Source organism: Bacillus sp. GMs2/2 (assembly GCF_050172095.1).
GTDB classification, from domain to species: Bacteria; Bacillota; Bacilli; order Bacillales; family Bacillaceae_G; genus Bacillus_A; species Bacillus_A cereus.
The window spans coordinates 1-1,512 of record NZ_JBNLYE010000644.1 but is presented as its reverse complement, the minus strand read 5'-3'; the positions used below and the strand labels follow the sequence as shown (position 1 = coordinate 1,512).

Genomic DNA, 1,512 nt, shown 5'->3' with positions numbered 1-1,512 from the left:
CAATATGTAAATAGATGGTGCAATTTTACCATGACGTCTTGTTTTGATTTGATGGCATACTTCAAGGTCCTCTAACCAATTCAGAATAAAGTTGATGATCGGCACAGAAATACCCGATTTTTCACTGATTTGATTTTGTCTCATTTGAGAGTAGCCTTCTTGTACTAGGTAAGATAAAACAACTTCTAATGCCTTATAGCGGCGTGGTGTTTGTTCGAAGTATTCTTTAGTGGTTTTACCTTCATACTCGAACAGAATAATATCAATAGCTTTAATTACTTTTTTAACAGATTTATTGATAGCACCTGTAGGAACATGAACAAGGTTTGGACTTAATTCTCGTTTTGCTGTACTTAGTAAAAAATTATTTAGTAGCACAAAAAACCCTCCTATTTTTTCCACCACACATTTGTTAAGGAAAAGCAGAGGATTTTCTTCACAAGAGATTCACTTTGTGCTAAAATAAACGTACATAAGTGAATAAATTCTATGCGTTAAAAACCCTACTTTCTGGGATTTTTAATTGGTGTCTAGTTTGCCGACCGGAACAACCAATTAAAAATTTGTGAGGTAGGTTTTTTTTTGTTTTGATAAACTTATTTTAGCGTTCTTCTTGCAGAATATCAATCTTTTGAAAGTAAAAATTACACTAAAGTGTTAATAATGTGTTTATTTTATATAGAAAACAGTTGTTTGAAGGTCCCTATTTGTCTGAAAAATATTGAGAAACATGTGTATTTCCCTGTTTCTGTAATAAAGCCCTCGTTTTAGAACAATCGTTTGATATAATATATTGAATATGTCTGAATTTTCTTTCAAGAGGTGTGAATGTATGAACTACTGGAATAGGAAATTACAAGAAGAAATTAATAATGCACATAAGACATATGATTGTTTTGCTGTTGAAGCAAAAGTTTCTAAGTCTACTCTAACTGATCTGTTTAAATATAATAAAGAAGTTTCAATGTTTAGTGTGTTTAAAATGGCGAAAGTTATTTTCCCAGATAGAAGAGACATCCATGAAGAATGTTGTATAAACATTTTTTCTCAATATGAAAGAAATGTAAAAATTAATATGAAAAGATTATTTGTTATCGCATACCTTAACGGTTATTCCTCGATTTTAAAATATTTAGTTGATTTATCTAGCAATCATACAGATTGTAATGTGAAAAAATATTCTCCACTTTTTAAACTGTTCTATGAACGCCCTAGGGGTGGAAATCCCAAGGAACACCTTTTGTGTTTAGAAGATATTCGAAAAACAGTTCCTAAAAAAGAAAATTTAGATATGGAGATATTTTGTGATATTTTATACTTACTGTCTAGTGGTGATATCGGAGATTTTGGAATGTTTGATACATATAAAGATCGTGTTGTTACCAATATTTCTAAGATTAAAAATCAAGATTTAAAACCACTATATAATTACTGGATTACTGACATTTGGAGTTATGCTTTATTAAGAAGATTAAAAGTTAATGAATTTAGAGAACAAAATAGTAAATTAAT

Annotated in this window: 1 protein-coding gene and 1 pseudogene; one reads left to right on the top strand and one right to left on the bottom strand. The window is 29.6% G+C overall.

Translation table 11 applies throughout. The features are described from left to right. Positions 1 to 402: pseudogene (locus ACQGS6_RS28285) on the bottom strand (Replicase RepFR55); the annotation flags it as partial. A gap of 430 nt (positions 403 to 832) precedes the next feature. Between ACQGS6_RS28285 and ACQGS6_RS28280 the strand changes: the two are divergent. Then, positions 833 to 1,512: AimR family lysis-lysogeny pheromone receptor (locus ACQGS6_RS28280; RefSeq protein WP_426966017.1), on the top strand; the 680-nt coding region annotated here is incomplete at its 3' end.